This window comes from Pseudomonas syringae group sp. J248-6, assembly GCF_032586995.1.
Lineage (GTDB): Bacteria > Pseudomonadota > Gammaproteobacteria > Pseudomonadales > Pseudomonadaceae > Aquipseudomonas > Aquipseudomonas amygdali.
Map to the genome: position 1 here is coordinate 155742 of NZ_JAWHOP010000002.1, position 17407 is coordinate 173148.

The window sequence follows — 17407 nt, forward strand, 5'->3', positions numbered from 1 at the left end:
CCTATCGTTTCCACGCTCCGACTGTGCAGGATCAGGTCTTGAACTTGCGCACCAGGCCGTCGAGTTCGCTGGACAGTAGTTCCAGACTTCTGGAATCCGCACGGGCGGAGTCCGAGAGGTCGGCGATCAACTGGGCGTCGCCATGGATCTGGCTGATGTGACGGTTGATGTCCTCGGCCACCTGATGCTGCTCTTCGGCGGCGGTTGCGATCTGGGTGTTCATGTCGCGAATCACATCCACCGACTCACGGATCTGCCCGAAGCTGCTGCGTGCCTGTCCGATCTTGGTCACCGATTGCTGCGACACGTCGAGGCTGGCGTGCATCTGTTGCGCCACCGAGGCGGTGCGTCTGGCCAGATTGCCCAGCAGGTTGTCGATTTCGGCGGTCGAGTCCGAGGTACGTTTGGCCAGTGCGCGGACTTCGTCGGCTACCACGGCAAAGCCGCGACCCTGTTCGCCTGCGCGGGCTGCTTCGATGGCCGCGTTGAGGGCCAGCAGGTTGGTCTGCTCGGCAATCGAACGGATGGTATTGAGGATCGACTGAATGCCTGCGCTGTCCTTTTCCAGTTGCGTCATGTCCTTGGCCGAGCGGGTGAGTTCTTCGCTGAGCTGGTCGACACTGCGCACCGCATCATCGATCTGCCGCTGACCTTCACGCGCCTGCTGCTGACCGCTGTCGGCCGAATCGGCGGCCTGGCTGCAGGAGCGGGCGACTTCGTTGGAGGTGGCGACCATTTCATGGAAGGCCGTGGAGACCATGTCCACCGCCTCGCGCTGACGGCCAGCGGCTTCGGCCATGTCGTTGGAGACACGGGTGGAGCTGTGTGAGGCTTCAAGAATCTTCCCGGCAGCCTGGCCGATGTGCTGGATCAGGTTGCGGATCGCGGTCAGGAATTTATTGAACCAGCCTGCCAGGTGCGCTGTTTCATCCTTGCCGCGCACGGCGAGGTTCTGGGTCAGGTCGCCTTCGCCGCCCGCAATACCTTCCAGGCCGCTGGACACGCTGTGAATCGGGCGCACGATGACCCGGGCAAAACTGGCCCCGACAATCGCAAAGACCACCGCCAATACCGCAGCGATAATGCCGATCAGCCAGGTCAGGCGGGTGGCCGAGGCCATCACTTCGTCCTGCTTGATCAGGCCGATGAAGTTCCAGCCCAATTGCTCGGACGGGTACACGTTGGCCATGTAGCGTTCACCGTTGAGTGTCACCTCGACCAGACCACTGGGGGTTTTCGCCAGCTCGCTGAAGCCGTCGCCCAGTTCACCCAGTTTCTTGAAGTTGTGTTCCGGCTGCTTGGGATCGACCAGCACGGTGCCGCTCTTTTCCATCAGCATCAGGTAGCCGCTGTCACCCAGCTTGATCTGCTTGACGATGTTGGTCAGTTGCTTGAGTGATACGTCGATGTTAACCACGCCGCCAGGGTTGCCCAGTTTATTGGGGATCGCCCTAATGGTGCTGACCAGCACCGCGTCATCGTTGGCCCAGTAATAGGCGTCGCTGCGCACGGTTTTGCCAGCATTGGCCATTGCGGTCTTGTACCACGGGCGAACACGTGGGTCGTAGTTGCTCATTTTCGGGTCTTCCGGCGTCATGATGTAGCTGCCGTTGATCAACCCGTAAGAGACGTAGGAGTAGGCCGGATGGGCCTTGGCGATACTGGCGAACAGCTCGGTCGCCTGCCTGTCATTCTCGGACTGCGGGGGAGGCGTTGCGCCCATGTAGTTGCGGAAATCATCGCTCGCCCCGGCGATCAGCGGGTGCGCCGCGATGTAATTGACGTTCTGCGTAATGCCGTCGAAAAACAGTTGCATGGCATTGTCGACCTGGCGAATCTCGCGTGCGCTGCTGTCCACGAAATCACTGGTCGCCTTGTCACGCAGATTCACGATCACGATGGCGGCGACGACTAATATGGGCAAACACGCAATGACTGCGAACGCCCACGTCAATTTCTGTTTGATATTCATTTGAGCTCCGGGGGGGCGCGTTACTGCCGCAAGTGTCGGGTGCTGCATGGGTGCAGTCTGCGACCCCAGGCGTTGAGCCGAAGGTCGCTCTTATGGTCTACCAAATGTCCAACGGCTTTATGCCAGTATTCTTTAGGCGGCTTGGCGGTAACAGACACTTGTTGTCGTTCATGAGCACGAAACGGCCTTTATTCACTGAAGCAGTAACCCGTTGTTCATGAGAGGCGCCCTCCAAACTCGGTCATGGCATCCAGCATCGCTTCCTTGAAGTAAGCCAGTGAAGCCCGATCAAAGAGAATCTGAAAACAGGGTTCGCTCTGCGCGCCAACATTGATCACGATCACATTGATTCGCGCTGCCGAGGTCTGCGCCACGGAGCCGACTGCGAATGCTGTCGGACGCAGGTCCACGCCGCACAATTTGGCCATCACCTCGGGGATGCACGGGCCGCTCAGTTGCAGCCACGCATGGCTGTCTTCGCGAGGCAGCAGGTAGTTGGCGTTATGGTCCAGTTCCCAACGGGCTTCCTCATCGGCTATGCGCTGGCCTTTATCAAGCGGGCTGCCGAGCAGCAGGTATTCGGTCTGCGAAAGACGTGCAACATGGCTGCCGTCGGCCTGAGTAACCGCGCGGTTCGGCGTGTCGGGCAGACTGAAACCACGTGCTGTCAGGTATTCGGCGCTTTGCGTACCGCGAAACCCCACGCGCGGCAGATCGGTCAGGTCTTGCAGTGTGCACAGTGAGGGCGCGCCGGCTCTGACCGGGCGGTCCTGGATAAGGCTATTCATGGTTCAGAGCTCCTGGCGCTGGTTTTCAGGATCAAAGAAGGGCAGTTTCACGACGGTCGCCTGAACCACCACGCCGTCTTCGACGCGAATCGGAATCTGCTGGCCGGGTGTGCTTTGGTCGAACGCGGCATAAGCCATGCCGATAATCATGCCCAGGGTTGACGAGTATTCGCAGGAGGTCACGTTGCCACTGATGTCCGGGCCTTTGAGCACCAGATGACCTTCAAGCGGCAACGGACTGGCCTTGGGCAGGGTGAAACCCACCAGCTTGCGTTTCTGCGGCTGGGCTTCGAGGATATCCACCGAGCGGCGGCCGACGAAGAACGGCTTGCTCCTGCTGACCGCCCAGCCCATGTCGATTTCGGCCGGATGGGTCATGCCATCGGTGTCCTGGCTGATGATGACGTGGCCTTTTTCCAGACGTAACAGACGTTGCGTCTCGACGCCGAACGGACGCATGTCGAAGGCCTTGCCAGCCTCGACAAGTGCATCCCAGAGCCTGAGCGCGTGACGAGCGGGGACATGGATCTCGTAGCCCAGTTCGCCGACGAAACCGACCCGCAACAGCCGCGCCTTGATACCGGCAACAGTGCCCAGGCGCACGCCAAGATAAGGGAATCCCTCGGCAGACAGATCAAGGTCGGTACACACTTGCTCCAGCACCTTGCGTGAATCCGGACCCGCCACGTTGACCGCAGCAATGGCCGCTGTGACGTTGGTGATGTCCACGTTCAGACGCCACTGGGCATTCCACTTGAGCATCTGTTGGTAGATGCGATCCACACCGCTGGTGGTGGCGGTGACGTAGAAGTGCTGGTCGGCAAAGCGTGCACAAACGCCGTCGTCTATGACTACGCCTTGCTCGTTGGTCATCAGCGCATAGCGTGAACGCCCGACCGGCTGCTTGAGGAACGCAAAGGTGTACATGCGGTTGAGCAGCTCGGCGGCATCGGGTCCGCGCACGTCCAGGCCACCGAGTGTCGACACATCGATAATCCCGACCTTGTTGCGCACATGCAGTGCTTCTTGCTGCATGCAGGCATCGCGTTGCGCCGGCTTGCCGTAGAACGCTGGGCGCTGCCAGATCCCGGCCGGCATCATCTTCGCGCCTGCCTGCACATGCCGTTGATGCATGGGCGTCTGGCGGTAGGGGTCGAAAGCCCGGCCCGCCACGTGTGCCAGTTTCTCTGCCTCAAAGGGCGGGCGGGCAGTGGTCACGCCGGTTTCGCTGATGCTGCGCTGGGTCGACGCAGCCACCAGCCGTGCGGTTGGCAACGCTGAGTGACGACCTTGCGACGGCCCCATTCCGACGGTGGAATAACGCTTTACCAACTGGATGTCGCGATAGCCGATGCGGGTGGCATTGACGATATCGCGCACCTGCAAGTCTTCGTCGAAATCGACAAAATCCTTGCCCTCTGGATGCGGAAAAATTGGCCAGGGGAAGTTGACCCGCGCTTCACTGCGCAGCGTGGCCGGGTTGGCTGCCGATTCCAGGCCGAGCGCCGAGAGCACCCCTGTGGCGGCATTCGTCGCATCGGCCAGCACGTTATCCAGCGCGTGATAACCGTTGACCGAACCGGCGATGCCCAGGTTCTGCGGCAGGCTGCTGATCGCGAACTCGGCCAGTCGATCATCATAGGCGAGCTTGCCGCCCGCCTGACACAGCAACTGGTAGGCCGGCATGTAGCCGCCGGACATGCACAGCAGGTCGCACTCGACACTCAAACCCTTGTTCGCCACCTGACCCTGGCCGGTGATCTTGCGCAGCTCGGCCCCGCTCACGTGACGCATGCCTTTCTCGTGCAGTGCTTCATACACGGTGGTGCTCATGTGGCAGACAATGCCGCGTTGCTCCAGCGCAACCTGCAATGCCCGATCCGACGGATTGGCGCGCATGTCGGCGACCGCGACCACTTCGACACCCTGATCGTGCAAATCCAGTGCAGCGAGGTAACCGTCATCATTGCCGGTCAGCACCAGCGCGCGCTTGCCGGGCTTGACTGCGTACAGCCTGATCAGACGTTGCGCAGCGCTGGTCAGCATCACACCGGGCAAATCATTGTTGCGAAAAATAACCGGCTGGTCGAACGAGCCACTGCACACCAGGCATTGCGTAGCGCGTACCTTGTACAGACGCTTGCCCTGAATCACTGGCAGGTAGTTGTCGGTGAACCAGGCATTGCAAGTGGCCTGTGTGAGGACCTGAATATTGGCGTGCGCCTGCACGGCGTCGACCAGTTCGCGCCGTAGTTGCCCGGCACGCTGACCGTCGATATCGAAGCGCGCGTAAGTCAGCGAACCTCCGAGTATCGGCTGCTGTTCGATCAACAGCACCCTGGCTCCGGCGTTGGCTGCGGTCAGAGCCGCCTGTAGCCCGGCAGGTCCTGCACCGATCACCGCCAGTTCTGTGAACAGGTAGGCCTTGTCGTAGTATTCAGGCTGAAAGTCCAGATCCAGCACGCCGAGGCCCGCTTTCTTGCGAATGATCGGCTCCCAGACTTTCCACATACCTTTGGGCTTGTAGAACGAGCGGTAGTAGAAACCCACGGGCATGAACTTCGAGAACTTGCCCAGCCAGGCATCCCTGTCGTGGTCCAGCGAGCCGCTGAAATTCTGTCCGGTTGCCTGCAAGCCATCCTGCAAGACAAAAGTGTCAGCCAGCACGTTAGGCTCGTGTGGCAACTGGATCAGGCTGTTGGCGTCCTGTCCGGCCATGCTCAGCGGGCCGCGCGGGCGATGGTATTTGAACGAGCGCGAGAGCAGAAAGCGACCGTTGGCCAGCAGTGCGCTGGCAATGCTGTCGCCTTGCAGGCCCTGATAGGTTTTGCCATCGAAGCTGAAGGTGAGCGGCTGGTTGCGATTGATCAGCAGGCCCATGGGCGCGGGCAGGCGGGCTGGGGTGGTCATCCTGCGATCTCCTTGGATGGGAGGGGAGCGAAGTCGATACGTGCGGTAAATATTTCCCGCGGGTCGAAGGTGCGAATGATCTCGTCGCTGCCGGTATGGCGTTCCGCCAGAAACCAGTAGCTGGACGGGTTGTGCATCCACCACTCGCGCACCACGCCCAGGGTGTCCTCGCTGTTGAACACGTAGTCGGCCCATTCGGCATCGCTGCAGGTCTGCGGGTCAGGCATGTGCTTGAATTCGCCGCCGTAGGTGAATTCGCTGATGTTGCGCGGCCCGTTGAGCGGGCAGGTCATGATTTTCATGTGTCGCTCTCCGTCAGTGGCTGGCCGCTGTCGCGCCCATTTCGTTGACTTGCTGGAAGGTCGAGAAGCGGTCCAGCGCGAATGGCCTGATCAACTCGGGCACCTTGCCGCCACTGGCCACCAGTTCGGCCATGGTCTTGCCGCAGATTGGCGTTGCCTTGAAGCCCCAGGTGCCCCAGCCTGCGTCCAGGTAATAATTCCTGACCGGCGAGAGGCCCATGATCGGGCTGTAGTCCGGGGTCATGTCGGTGATTCCGGCCCACTGGCGCATCAATTTGGCGTTGGCCAGAAACGGAAACATCTCGATGGCGTGGGCCAGCAGGCTTTCCTTGAGGTCCAGCGTCGAGCGCGTGTTGAACAGCGGATACGGGTCCGAGCCGCCGCCAAACACCACCTCGCCACGGCTGGTCTGCTGGACATAACAGTGCAGGGCGGACGAACTCACCAATGGGGCGAGGAACGGCTTGAACGGTTGAGTGACCATCGCTTGCAGCGGGAAAGTCTGGATCGGTGAGCGAATTCCGGCCTTTTTCATCATCTGCGAACTCATGCCCGCGACTGCCTGCACGGCGCAACCGCACTGGATGGTGCCGCGATTGGTTTTCACTGCGGTGATGGCGCCATTCTCGATCACCAGCTCCTGCACTTCGGTCAGTTGATGGATCTCGACGCCGCGCTTGGCCGCCTGTTTGGCATAGCCCCAGGCCACCGCGTCGTGGCGTGCGGTGCCGCCGTCGATATGCCACAGGCCCGCGAGCACCGGCAGATGGCCGGGGTCCAGATTGAGGCTCGGCACCAGTTCGCGGATCTGCTGGCGGTCGATCATTTCGGTGCGGCCGCCGAAATGCTTGTTGACCTCGGCGCGCTGACGGAACGAGCGTACGGTGGCGTCGGTATGCGCAAGGGTCAGCTGGCCGCGCTCGGAATACATGATGTTGAAGTCGAACTCGTTGGACAGGCCCTGAAACATCTTCACCGACTCGGCATAGAACTTCACGCCTTCACTGGTCAGGTAGTTGGAGCGGATAACCGCAGTGTTGCGCGCCGTGTTGCCGCCGCCCAGATAGCCTTTTTCCAGCACGGCTATATTGGTGATGCCGTGGTATTTCGACAGGTAGTACGCGGTCGCCAGCCCATGACCACCGCCGCCGATGATCACCACGTCGTAGGAAGGCTTGAGTTCCTTGGGCGCAGGCAGATCCACCTCGACCGGATACTCCGGGCTGAGCCCGTATTTCAATAGGTTGAAAGGCATACGGCCTCCGATTGGCTGCGCTGTGCGAGGGCTTGCTGCCTGGCAGCAGTCACTGTGTTTTTCATCAGAAAGGCGATGGTCATCGGCCCGACGCCACCGGGTACCGGTGTGATGGCAGAAGCCACGCTCAGGGCGCTGTCGAAATCGACATCGCCCACCAGGCGGCTGCGGCCTTGATCCTCTATGCGATTGATGCCGACATCGATCACCACTGCGCCGGGCTTGAGCCAACTGGCGTCGATCATGCGCGGGCGACCCACCGCTGCGACGACGATGTCTGCCAGCTGACACAAGGCCTTGGCATCGGTACTGCGCGAATGCACTACGGTCACCGAGCAATGCGCTTGCAACAGCAGGGCGGCCATTGGTTTGCCGACGATATTGGAGCGGCCGATGACCACCGCATGTTTGCCGCTCAGATCGCCGCAGGTCTGTTCAAGCAAGTGCATGCAGCCGCTGGGCGTGCAGGGCGTCAGTACGCTGCGTCCCTGGCTGAGGCCGCCCACGTTTTCACTGTGAAAGCCATCGACGTCCTTGCCCGGGTCAATGGCCTGCAAGGCGCGGGCTTCTTCAATGTGCGGCGGCAGTGGCAGTTGCAGCAGGATGCCGTTTACCGAGTCATCGGCGTTCAGTTCGGCAATCAGCGCCAGCACCTGTTGCTGGCTACTCTTGGCAGGCAGGCGGTGCTCCAGCGAACGAATGCCCGCTTCCTCGGCGCGCAGGATCTTGTTGCGCACATACACCTCACTGGCCGGGTCGTTACCTACCAGAATGACCGCCAGTGCCGGTTCGATGCCGTCGGCTTTCAAGGTTTTCACGTCGTTTCTGACCTGTTCCAGAACACAAGCGGCGGCGGCCTTGCCATCGATGATGCGCGCGCTCATCGGAAGATCACCGTTCGGTCAGTGTTTAGAAACACCCGATGCTCAAGGTGGTACTTGACTGCCCGCGACAGCGCGATGGTTTCGTTGTTACGGCCTGCTGCGACCAGGTCTTCAGGCAGGTAGACGTGATCGACACGCTGCACTTCCTGCTCGATGATCGGGCCTTCGTCCAGGTCGCTGGTGACGTAATGCGCAGTGGCGCCGATCAGTTTCACGCCGCGCTCATAAGCCTGGTGATACGGCTTGGCACCCTTGAAACCCGGTAGAAACGAGTGATGAATGTTGATTGCCCGCCCCGCCAGTTGCTTGCACAGGTCGTCGGAGAGAATCTGCATGTAGCGCGCCAGCACCACCAGTTCGGTGCCGGTTTCGTCGACCACCTTCATCAGCGCAGCTTCCTGCGCTGCCTTGGTTTCTTTACTCACAGGCAGGTAAATGAAACGAATGCCTTCCCGCTCGGCCATCGGCCGCAAATCCAGGTGGTTGGACACAATGGCGGTGATGGTCATGTCCATTTCCCCCTTGTGGTAGCGGTACAGCAGGTCCGTCAGGCAGTGATCGAACTTGCTGACCATCAACAACACGCGCATCGGGCGACGTGTGTCATGCAGTTCCCACTGCATGGCGAAGTCTTTGGCCACCACATCGAAACCGGTTTTCAGCTGCTGGATGTCGCCGTCGTGACCATCGTTGAAACGAAACACTGCACGCATGAAAAATGTGCCGCTGTACTCGTCGTCGAACTGGGCCATTTCACCGATATAGCAGCCGTTGCCAGCCAGGCATGAAGCCACTGCCGCGACAATGCCGGAGGTCGCCGGACAGCTGATCTTCAGGATGAAATGGTTCTTCTCGTGTTGCATGGCTTGTCCTCTGGAATAGGGCGGCAGCTCGGCAAAGGGGGCAAAAAGTCAGATACAGAGGTTTTCTGAGTGGCGAATAAAATTCTCTACAGGAATTTAATATTCTTGAAGGCTGTTTTATAGGCGAAAGGAAAAGCAGCGTCCAGAGGTTTCTGGAAACTTTGTTTACTCGAGGGAATGTGGATGGGTGGGGGAGTGAGGGCTGGGGTCCTGGTTTCGCTTGCCATCAGACAGAAAACGCTTGAGGCAGGCGTGTACCAGCAGGAATAGGGAGGTCATTTGTGATGCGCAACGCCTACAAAGGTCAGCGAGGTAAACAAGCCACGCTCTGCGAGATCGGCGCTGGCCATTCGCTGAGGAAGCGGCAGCGCTCGGTGACGCTGAGTTAAAAGCAGACTCGTGCGCGAGTCCGATCGTAATGCTCATCCACAACCCATAGCGTCGAACGCTACGCCGACCGTTCCTCGCCTGCTTGCCTTGCCTTCGCCCACCGAGTTCCTGTACAGAACCTAGGAGCGGTACCCCGTAACTGCTTTTTTTATGCCATGTAAAAACGACCCGGTGTAGGTCCTTTTGAAGTTGTAAGAAGCTATGTAATCATCTGGGCTCGAATAGTGGGGGTGCATGTTTTTTACCATGGGTGTAAATCTTCTTCTGTTACGGTCTTTGATATCGGTATAGCTTATAGCCTTGTGCTGATGTATTGCACTTGTCATCATGCCATTGAGTCTGGATTTTTTGTCTTCCAGGATGCCGGCTGTTTCGCCCGAGTCGATGTTTGTGAAGTGGAATTTTTCGGTGTAGCTTAAGCCCTTGTCAATCTCGTTATGCAAGATTTTTATCAGTCGCATAACCCCTCTGTTTTTATAGTCAAGACGTGCTTTTCCACGGGGTGTGTCATATAAGAGGTTGTCGGGATGATGAAAGCTCGCCGCTTCACTAGCGCTAAGATCATCATCGTTTAAAAACCTGGATATAGTCGCCATTTTGATCGTTGTGCGTTCGCTGCCAAAATGTTGCGTGAGCATCTTGTGCGTTTCCATAATGCTGCTTCCCGTCACCGAGTAGTCCAGCAGTACCGCATTTTTATGCTGAGAAAACGCTTCTCCGAGACTCCCATCCAGGTAGTTATTCCTGTTAGTCCTTTCCACCTCGCCGAGTTCGCTGATTTCCGGCATTTTTTTCATGTTACCTAACCCTGACACCTGCAACAGTGCGGTGTCGAAGCCCGAGGCGCTGATATATTCTCCCAAGGCTTGCGGTGAGCGGCCAACCATGACAAATACTGTTTCTTCCGCCGACAGGCCCGCTGCAGAAAGCCCTTCTTTTATACTCTGAAAAACTGAACTGAATCCTTCAATATCTTTTTCATCAAAATGCGTTCTTGTCGCTATGAGACCGTCAGTGTCATGGTAGGTAACGGGATTATTGCGCACCATCCTGTACCGGTTCAGTCCGTCAGCATCTCCTGCAGGATCAGGGCTGATCCACCTCTGCAGCCACGGCGCATAATACCTGAACCCGTAGTAATACAAGCCCGTCGCGTCCCGCTCTTTACCCGAGTAACGGACCGTTTTGTAGGTCGCTTCGATTGCATTTTTCGCAGCCCACCATGCCGTACCGCCGTAAGGATAATAGCTTTCCTGACTGATTAATTCGGCCTGTTGATTCAGTTCCAGTGTATGGCTGCCCACAGAATCGCTGAGGCTGTAACGCACTTGGTCGTTATCAATGCCTTTACGTAACCCGTTTTCCCAATGCAACCAGTGCACACTATTACGTCCTGCCTGGGCAATGACGGCATGTAACGTTTCACCTGATGTACGTGTGCGAATCTCAAGCCCTGGGAGGTAACGCACTTCGCTCACCTGCTCTGTGCCAAGGGTTTTGGCGCGGCGCACTTTGCGCACTCGCTGGCCGCCGCCGTCATAGACATAGGTTTCGACATCATCGTCCTGGCCATCCGGCGCATCGCGCTGTACCTGGGTGACGTTGCGCAAGTGGTTGCGGGTATCCCACTGCATGACCTGACCCGGTGACAAGTTCTGTTGGTTACCGTTGGCATCAAATGCTTTGGCGAAATCTATAGGTGAACCGTCCTTGTACACACTGCGGTTGCTGCGTGGGTCGACTACCATTTCGCGCGTATAGGTGTTGCGCACTCCGGCGTTGTGCCTGAGCCGGGTCAGGTTGCCACCGCTGTCATAGCTATAGGTTTGGCGGTAATTGCGCCAACGGCTGTCATCCGCTGCGCCAAAGACTTTCAGCCCTGGCAGGTCCGGGCCGATGGTGTAAGTGGCACTTTCCCGCCCCGTCGCGCTGATCAATTGATAGAGCGTGTCGTAGGTATACGTACTCACCGCCTGGATACGCTGCTGAGTATCCCACTGTACCGGCTGCGCGAGGTCTTCAACTTGCTCGATATTACCCACCGGGTCGTACTGGTAATGCAAGTCCTGCAGCATTTTGCCACTTGGACTTTCGGCCTTGAGGCTGCACAGCACGCCGCTCACTGGCGAGTAATAAGCCGTCGTGATCACATCATTGCCTGCCTGTTCGATCTCTACGTCGCCGAAAGCATTGTAAGTGGCGCGTTTGAGTAACACCGTGCCGTCAAGCCAGGAAGCACGGGCCCCGCCTGTGACATTGACCTCGAAACGCTGTACGTGATCGAGGGCATCCTTTTGCTCGATGACAGCGCCTAAGGCATTGTGACGCCAGCAGGTGGCGTAGGTGTCGATTTCTAAATCATCTGCTGACTCAGGCCAGATCGGGGCCGCCAGCGATTTGCAGAAGCGGCGGACTTCGGTGAGCGGCTGGGCCAATACGCCAAAATGCTCACGCGATAAACTGCCCGCCTGATCATCATGGCGAATCAGTTGGCCACAACGGTTGTTATGGGCGTCTTCCTCGCCGGATCCCGCATAGGTAAAACGCTCTACACAAAGCAGCGGGGCATCCCAAGAGACTTGCTCAAACACGCTGACAGGGCGCATAAGTTCATCGTAGGCATAACGCAGGCAGGTACCGCGCCCGTCCCAGCTTTCATACAACACCCCCGCAGCGTCATGGCAGGCAACCCGCCAACCCGCATCGACGCTCTCCGTTTGCAACGCTTGCCCACTAAGGCTATAACGCGCGGTTTGGGTGGGTTGAATTTCAATCTCACCCGAATCAAGCAAACGCGGGTCCCACTGTTGGCTTAAATGACCATAGGTATTGAACACATGGCGCTGGACTCGCGCAACGATAACCTCCTTGGCATCCCGTCGATAGTAAGCAATGTTACGCACAGCCAGGCTGCGCGGATCAATGACTGCTAGAGAAGGCGTGTATTGGTGCAGGGAAGCCGTCATAAGTCATTCTCACTGTCAATCAGGGATGCATTAATTAATTGAAGCGTCTTGAAGCAGGGAACAGCAAAAGGATCAGGTTATGAGCCGCATCGTGGGGCAAGGCCAATTTTAGCGTGTGTCATAAATAGAGGCTTTATAAGCGTTTGCCGATAGGGATTTACGCACGTATAGACAGCATCGTTAGTTTCAGCTTCTGCCTGAGCGCATAAGCTCGAACTTAATGAAAAGTTGCGCACGCTTTACGTCCGGCTTGAGCCGTCTTAGTGACGGTACGCAAGCGAGTCAATGAGATGGCCGGATGTCGCATACCTTGGTTAGCGTATCAGCTAATATGGCGTTGGCGAGGTCACTCGTCTCTTTTGACGGGATTAAAAAGGCTCGTTTGTTAAGCAAGGGCACTATCGTTATTGCGCGTCGCTATATGGCCGCGGCGCTGTGAGGCTTCATCTCGCACGGTATCCCCAACCGCACCACCACGCGTTGACTATGAACTGACCAAACTCGACCACTCATTGAAGCCGCAACTGGAGGTGCTTTTCTGCAAGGGCGAGCACGAGCAGGTACGCGCAAAGTTTGACCAGCAAGGTTCTTCGGCAACGTCGGCCGAAGATACCTTGCGTACCTGAATAGAAGCAATTTGCTACTGCGCGTCATCAGTCGTGATGCGCCTCACCGACAAACGTCAGCGAGGTAAACAAGCCGCGTTCGGCGATGTCGGCGTTGTCCTTGACGGGTAGCGTGACCTCGGCAGCGATGATATTCAGCCCTTCGTTGCGCACGATGACGCTGGCCAGGCCCTGGGCGTCGGTTTCGGCGCTGACGACATCCGGTGCGCTGCGGTAATCGCCGATCAGCTTGATACCGGCGGCGGGTTTGCCGTCGATCAGTACGCGTACCGGTAAGGGTTTGCCAACCCCGACTTTCAATGGATCAGCCTGTGGCACGATCACAAAATTCAGTTTGCTGAACGAGGGCAGGTGCGCGTCTTCTGCGTAGATTGCCACGCTGTATTTGAAGGTATGAATCGAGTCGGTGCCATTGGGCACTTTGCTGCGGCCTTCGTTGATCCACTTTTTCTCGGCGTTGCGTGTCCACATGCCGTTGTCCAGCGCCACCGTCATCACGGCGGGCGGCTTGAGCGGCACCAGTCGCGCGTGATCCTCAAGGCGTTGTACCGTCACCGGGATCATTTTGCCCTGCTGGTCATACGCCCATGCGCCGCTGACTTTTTGCGCTTTGAACGCGTTGTCTTCCGCGCCATGACCGTAGACCACCTCGATATTACCGCGCCGCTGTTCGGTCCACAGGCCGTGTGCGTTTACTTGACTGGCGAACAATGCGCCGAGCAGGCCCAAGGCCATGAAAGGTTTTGTTGACAGCATGGTGCATCCTTATTGTTGTGAAGCGAGGGTTACAGGAGTCAAAGACCGAGTGTCAGGCTGACCGTAAAGTTACGCGGTTCGCCGGGCGCGACCCAGTAATTGCTGTAGGAGCGCTCGTAGTATTTTTCATCGAAAATGTTGTTGAGGTTCAAGCCCACTGTCACGTTCTCGCTGGCTTTATAGTGAGCCAGCAGGTCGACGGTCTGGTAGGCTGGCAGCTCGAAGTCGGTGCCGGACTGGCCGGAACGATCGCCGACGTAGGTATATGCCGCGCCCACGTCCGAACCGCGCAATACGCCTTCCTGAAATTCATAGACGCTCAACAGGCTGCCACTGTGTTTGGCGACCCCGAGGATGCGACTGCCTGCCGGGATGGTCCGGTCGCCCTTGGTGACTTCGGCATCAATGTAGGCGAATGCTCCGATGATCCGCACCGCGTCAGTGATTTGTCCGGTGAATTGCAGGTCGAAACCCTGGCTGCGGGCCTTGCCCACGGCGCGATTGGTGTCGGTGGCCGGGTCCAGGGCCAGAACGTTTTCCTTTTCTATGTGGAAGGCGGCGAGGGTGGTGCTCAGGCGGTTGTCGAACAGTTCGCTCTTGATCCCGGCCTCATAACCGATGCCTTCTTCCGGGTCGAAGGTTTTGCCGGCGGCGTCCAGGCCATTGTTCGGCTTGAACGAGGTGGATGCGTTGGCGAACAGGCCAACCTGCGGTGTGAGCTGATAAAGCAGCCCGGCGCGCTGGGTGAACGCGTCGTGACGCTGCCCGGAGGTGGCATTGGTGGTGAAGTCATTGATCTGTTGATCGAAGTGTTCGTAGCGCGCGCCGATCATCCCGCGCAGCTTGTCGGTAAAGACAATCTGGTCCTGCAGGTTCAGCGCACGGCTTTCAATGTGCTCGTAGAAATCAGTGCCGGAACGCGCGCCATTGGGTTTCGGCTGGCCATACACCGGCTTGTAGATGTCGATGGCGTATGGGCTGCCTGCAATGGTAGTCACACGCTCGTTCTTGCGGTAATTCTCGTATTCGGTGCCGATCAGCACTTCGTGCTCCAGACCGATCGCGTCGAAATGACCGCGCAATTCCAGCTGGGTGATGCTGTCGTGCCAGTTGTTGTCGCGTTCGCGGTAACGACGGTTGACGGTGCGGCCGTCGGCATTCAATGGGCGCGCCTCGCTGGCAAACCCTGACATTTCGCCTTGCTTGTAGTGGCTGGCCAGGCGCAGCGACCACACATCACTGAGTTGATGGTCGAGGGCAAACTGAACCATGTTGTTGTCATTGTCGATGTCGTCATCCGGTTCACCGAGGAAGGTCGAACGGGACACGCCACTCCATTTATTGTTGGGTGCGACCACGCCCCGGTCAAAAGTCGATGTCTGCCGCACGAACTCGGTTTCCACCAACAGACTGGTGTCGGGGTTCAACTGCCAACTGAATGAGGGGGCGACGAAGACCCGCTTGCTTTCGACATGGTCACGAAAGCTGTTGTTGTCTTCGACGGCCAGATTGACACGCGACAGCAGCCTGCCTTCCTCATCCAGCGGTGTGTTGACGTCCAGTGCGGTGCGATAGCGATCCCAGCTACCCGCGCTGGTCTGCAGGGTGGTGAAGGCTTCACGCTGGGGTTTTTTAGTGACAATGTTGACCGTCCCGCCAGGATCGCCACGGCCATACAGACTGGCGGCGGGACCTTTAAGCACTTCGATACGCTCGATGTTGGCGGCATCCGGTGTGGCAGGGTAGCCGCGGTTGGCGCTGAAGCCGTCCTTGTAGAATTCGGAGGTAGTGAAGCCGCGGATGCTGTATTCGTAGAGCGTCAGGCCACCGAAGTTGTTTTGTTTCGACACGCCCCCGGCAAACTCAAGCGCGCGCTCGACACTGTTACTGCCCAGGTCCTTGAGCACCGAAGCGGGCACTACGCTGATCGACTGCGGGATGTCCTGAATGGCGGTATCGGTTTTGGTGGCGGTGGCCGAACGCGTAGCGCGATAGCCCTGAACCGGACTGGTGGCTGTCTCGTACTGATAGTCGGAGGTTACGTTGACGCTTTCCAGTTCAATGGTTTGCGGATGTTCCTCCGCATAGCCGGTATTGCCAAAAACCCCGATTGCCAAGCCTGCCAGAGACGCGATTCTACGAGACGACATGTGAGACTTCCTGATGATAATAGATACAATATAACATCTCCTTTAAGAATTATTTCTGTTTGTTTTTGGCAGGATGCGACAGTTGTATCCATCAGCAGGAGCCTGACGCGTGAGGGTAGGGTTTGAGGCAGGGGGAAGATTCAATCACTGAAACCGAGTCCATTTCCATGGACGGAAATGGACTCGCGGACGGTTTATTCAGCGCACATGCAGCGTTCTATCTGCTCAGGCAAGCAACTCTGTCCCCAGCTGAAACGCCACCCACAAGGCCAGTCCGGTCGCAAAGGTCAGCGCAATGTTCTCGAACCAGTTGTTGCGGTATTCCTTGCTCAACAGCGACTTCTGATTGGACATGATCAGCAGCCCCAGCGAGATGACCGGCAGGCCCACGATATTCAGTGCGTTGACGCCCAGCGTCAGGGTCACGAAGTCCGGCATGCCGGGCAGCGACCAGATCAGCGGGGTGACCAGGATGAACAGCATGAACCATTTGTGCATTGGGTCGTTGTGGAACACCTTGCCGTAGCGTTCGCGGCGCTTCGGGCGAATGTGCTGGAAGGCATCGGTGATCAGCATCGGGAAGGCGGTGGTCTTGCCGGAAATACTGGCAAACAGCGTGGCGAACACGCCGATGAAGAAGATGTACCAGCCCAGCGGGCCGAAGAATATCTCCAGCGCCTTGCCCAGATCAGCCAGCGTATTCACCTGAATACCGTTGGGCCGGAGAATTTCGACGCCTACAACCCAGATGGCCAGGTTGATGATAATGCCGACGATCACGGCGAACAGCAGGTCGTTGCGCTGAATGCGTTTGTGCTCGGGGCCGGTCCAGCCTTTTTCACGCATCACGTAAGGGTGGACGAAGTTGGCGATAGAGCCTGCTACGGCACCGATCACCGAGACAGCCACCAGCAGCGCCCCGTGCACGCCTTCATCGGGTGGAATGCTGAAACCGATAGTGCCCTTGATGATGCCGCTGACATCCGGACCGGACATGATCGCCAGGGTAAGAAACGCCAGGGTCATGATTGCCAGCAACACCTTCATGACGCCTTCGATCATCGTGTAGATATTGCGTCCCACCAGCAGCCATACAGCGATCACTACCGCAACCGAGCAGAGCAACGGCTGATTGATGTGCAGCAACATGGCAAGCGCTTCACCGGCACCCTTGATCATGTAAGCGTTGATCAGATGGCCCATCAACAACGCATAGCCCAGCATGAACCAGGCAAACAGCGGATGCAGTTGCGCATAGCCCTGCAGGATGGTCATGCCCTGGTTATTGCAGAGCTGGAAGCGGGCAATGATGTTGACGATCAGGAACCTGAGCAACAGCGAAATCGCCAGCACCCACATCATGGCGTAGCCATAACTGGCACCTGCCACCGACGATGTGATCAGATCACCCGCGCCCAGCCAGGACAGCACCGCGATAATGCCGGGGCCCAGCAGTTTGGCGAGTTTTTTGAGGCGAGGTTCGCTGGCGGGTATAGCTGTTTCTTTGAGAGACGGGGTATGAGGCATGCGTTGAATCTCCGTTTT

Annotated in this window: 11 protein-coding genes and 1 pseudogene; all 12 read right to left on the bottom strand. The window is 58.0% G+C overall.

The window, feature by feature from the left end:
• Positions 1-31 precede the first annotated feature (31 nt).
• Positions 32-799, bottom strand: coding sequence for a methyl-accepting chemotaxis protein (locus tag RYC17_RS26855; protein WP_410478449.1), 768 nt, complete (start codon positions 797-799; stop codon positions 32-34).
• A gap of 90 nt (positions 800-889) precedes the next feature.
• A pseudogene (locus RYC17_RS26860) lies at positions 890-2020 on the bottom strand (cache domain-containing protein); the annotation flags it as partial.
• Between the two features lie 167 nt (positions 2021-2187).
• Positions 2188-2760: a sarcosine oxidase subunit gamma gene (locus tag RYC17_RS02835; RefSeq protein ID WP_058400237.1), complete on the bottom strand. Its 573-nt coding sequence runs from the start codon at positions 2758-2760 to the stop codon at positions 2188-2190.
• A 3-nt stretch (positions 2761-2763) separates the two neighbouring features.
• On the bottom strand, positions 2764-5670 hold the full coding sequence (locus RYC17_RS02840; protein ID WP_316902499.1) for a 2Fe-2S iron-sulfur cluster-binding protein: 2907 nt from the start codon (positions 5668-5670) through the stop codon (positions 2764-2766).
• The gene (locus RYC17_RS02845) at positions 5667-5972 is read right to left on the bottom strand and encodes a sarcosine oxidase subunit delta (RefSeq protein ID WP_058400239.1); all 306 of its coding nucleotides are present in this window, start codon (positions 5970-5972) and stop codon (positions 5667-5669) included. The genes RYC17_RS02840 and RYC17_RS02845 overlap by 4 nt, the downstream gene beginning before the upstream one ends.
• Before the next feature lie 13 nt (positions 5973-5985).
• Positions 5986-7227, bottom strand: a complete 1242-nt coding sequence (locus RYC17_RS02850) for an FAD-dependent oxidoreductase (protein ID WP_316902501.1) — start codon at positions 7225-7227, stop codon at positions 5986-5988.
• Positions 7209-8111 carry a bifunctional methylenetetrahydrofolate dehydrogenase/methenyltetrahydrofolate cyclohydrolase FolD gene (gene folD / locus RYC17_RS02855; RefSeq protein ID WP_316902502.1) on the bottom strand — a complete coding sequence of 301 codons (903 nt, stop codon included), beginning with the start codon at positions 8109-8111 and terminating at the stop codon, positions 7209-7211. The genes RYC17_RS02850 and folD overlap by 19 nt, the downstream gene beginning before the upstream one ends.
• A complete protein-coding gene (gene purU / locus RYC17_RS02860) occupies positions 8108-8974 on the bottom strand; it encodes a formyltetrahydrofolate deformylase (RefSeq protein ID WP_004658059.1) in 867 nt (288 codons plus the stop codon). Before purU ends, folD begins: the two co-directional genes overlap by 4 nt.
• A 509-nt stretch (positions 8975-9483) precedes the next feature.
• Positions 9484-12330: an RHS repeat-associated core domain-containing protein gene (locus RYC17_RS02865; protein WP_316902504.1), complete on the bottom strand. Its 2847-nt coding sequence runs from the start codon at positions 12328-12330 to the stop codon at positions 9484-9486.
• 653 nt (positions 12331-12983) lie between these two features.
• Positions 12984-13712, bottom strand: a complete 729-nt coding sequence (locus tag RYC17_RS02870; protein WP_057402788.1) for a DUF4198 domain-containing protein — start codon at positions 13710-13712, stop codon at positions 12984-12986.
• A gap of 38 nt (positions 13713-13750) precedes the next feature.
• Positions 13751-15862, bottom strand: coding sequence for a TonB-dependent siderophore receptor (locus RYC17_RS02875; protein ID WP_316902506.1), 2112 nt, complete (start codon positions 15860-15862; stop codon positions 13751-13753).
• 225 nt (positions 15863-16087) lie between these two features.
• On the bottom strand, positions 16088-17389 hold the full coding sequence (locus RYC17_RS02880) for an Nramp family divalent metal transporter (protein WP_058400245.1): 1302 nt from the start codon (positions 17387-17389) through the stop codon (positions 16088-16090).
• Positions 17390-17407: the final 18 nt, after the last annotated feature.

Excerpts from the sequence above, each read along its gene's own strand:
- purU (WP_004658059.1), bottom strand. The coding sequence starts at position 8,974 with ATGCAACACGAGAAGAACCATTTCATCCTGAAGATCAGCTGTCCGGCG.
- RYC17_RS02835 (WP_058400237.1), bottom strand. The coding sequence starts at position 2,760 with ATGAATAGCCTTATCCAGGACCGCCCGGTCAGAGCCGGCGCGCCCTCA.
- RYC17_RS26855 (WP_410478449.1), bottom strand. The coding sequence starts at position 799 with ATGGCCGAAGCCGCTGGCCGTCAGCGCGAGGCGGTGGACATGGTCTCC.
- RYC17_RS02875 (WP_316902506.1), bottom strand. The coding sequence starts at position 15,862 with ATGTCGTCTCGTAGAATCGCGTCTCTGGCAGGCTTGGCAATCGGGGTT.
- RYC17_RS02845 (WP_058400239.1), bottom strand. The coding sequence starts at position 5,972 with ATGAAAATCATGACCTGCCCGCTCAACGGGCCGCGCAACATCAGCGAA.
- RYC17_RS02865 (WP_316902504.1), bottom strand. The coding sequence starts at position 12,330 with ATGACGGCTTCCCTGCACCAATACACGCCTTCTCTAGCAGTCATTGAT.
- RYC17_RS02850 (WP_316902501.1), bottom strand. The coding sequence starts at position 7,227 with ATGCCTTTCAACCTATTGAAATACGGGCTCAGCCCGGAGTATCCGGTC.
- RYC17_RS02840 (WP_316902499.1), bottom strand. The coding sequence starts at position 5,670 with ATGACCACCCCAGCCCGCCTGCCCGCGCCCATGGGCCTGCTGATCAAT.
- folD (WP_316902502.1), bottom strand. The coding sequence starts at position 8,111 with ATGAGCGCGCGCATCATCGATGGCAAGGCCGCCGCCGCTTGTGTTCTG.
- RYC17_RS02870 (WP_057402788.1), bottom strand. The coding sequence starts at position 13,712 with ATGCTGTCAACAAAACCTTTCATGGCCTTGGGCCTGCTCGGCGCATTG.
- RYC17_RS02880 (WP_058400245.1), bottom strand. The coding sequence starts at position 17,389 with ATGCCTCATACCCCGTCTCTCAAAGAAACAGCTATACCCGCCAGCGAA.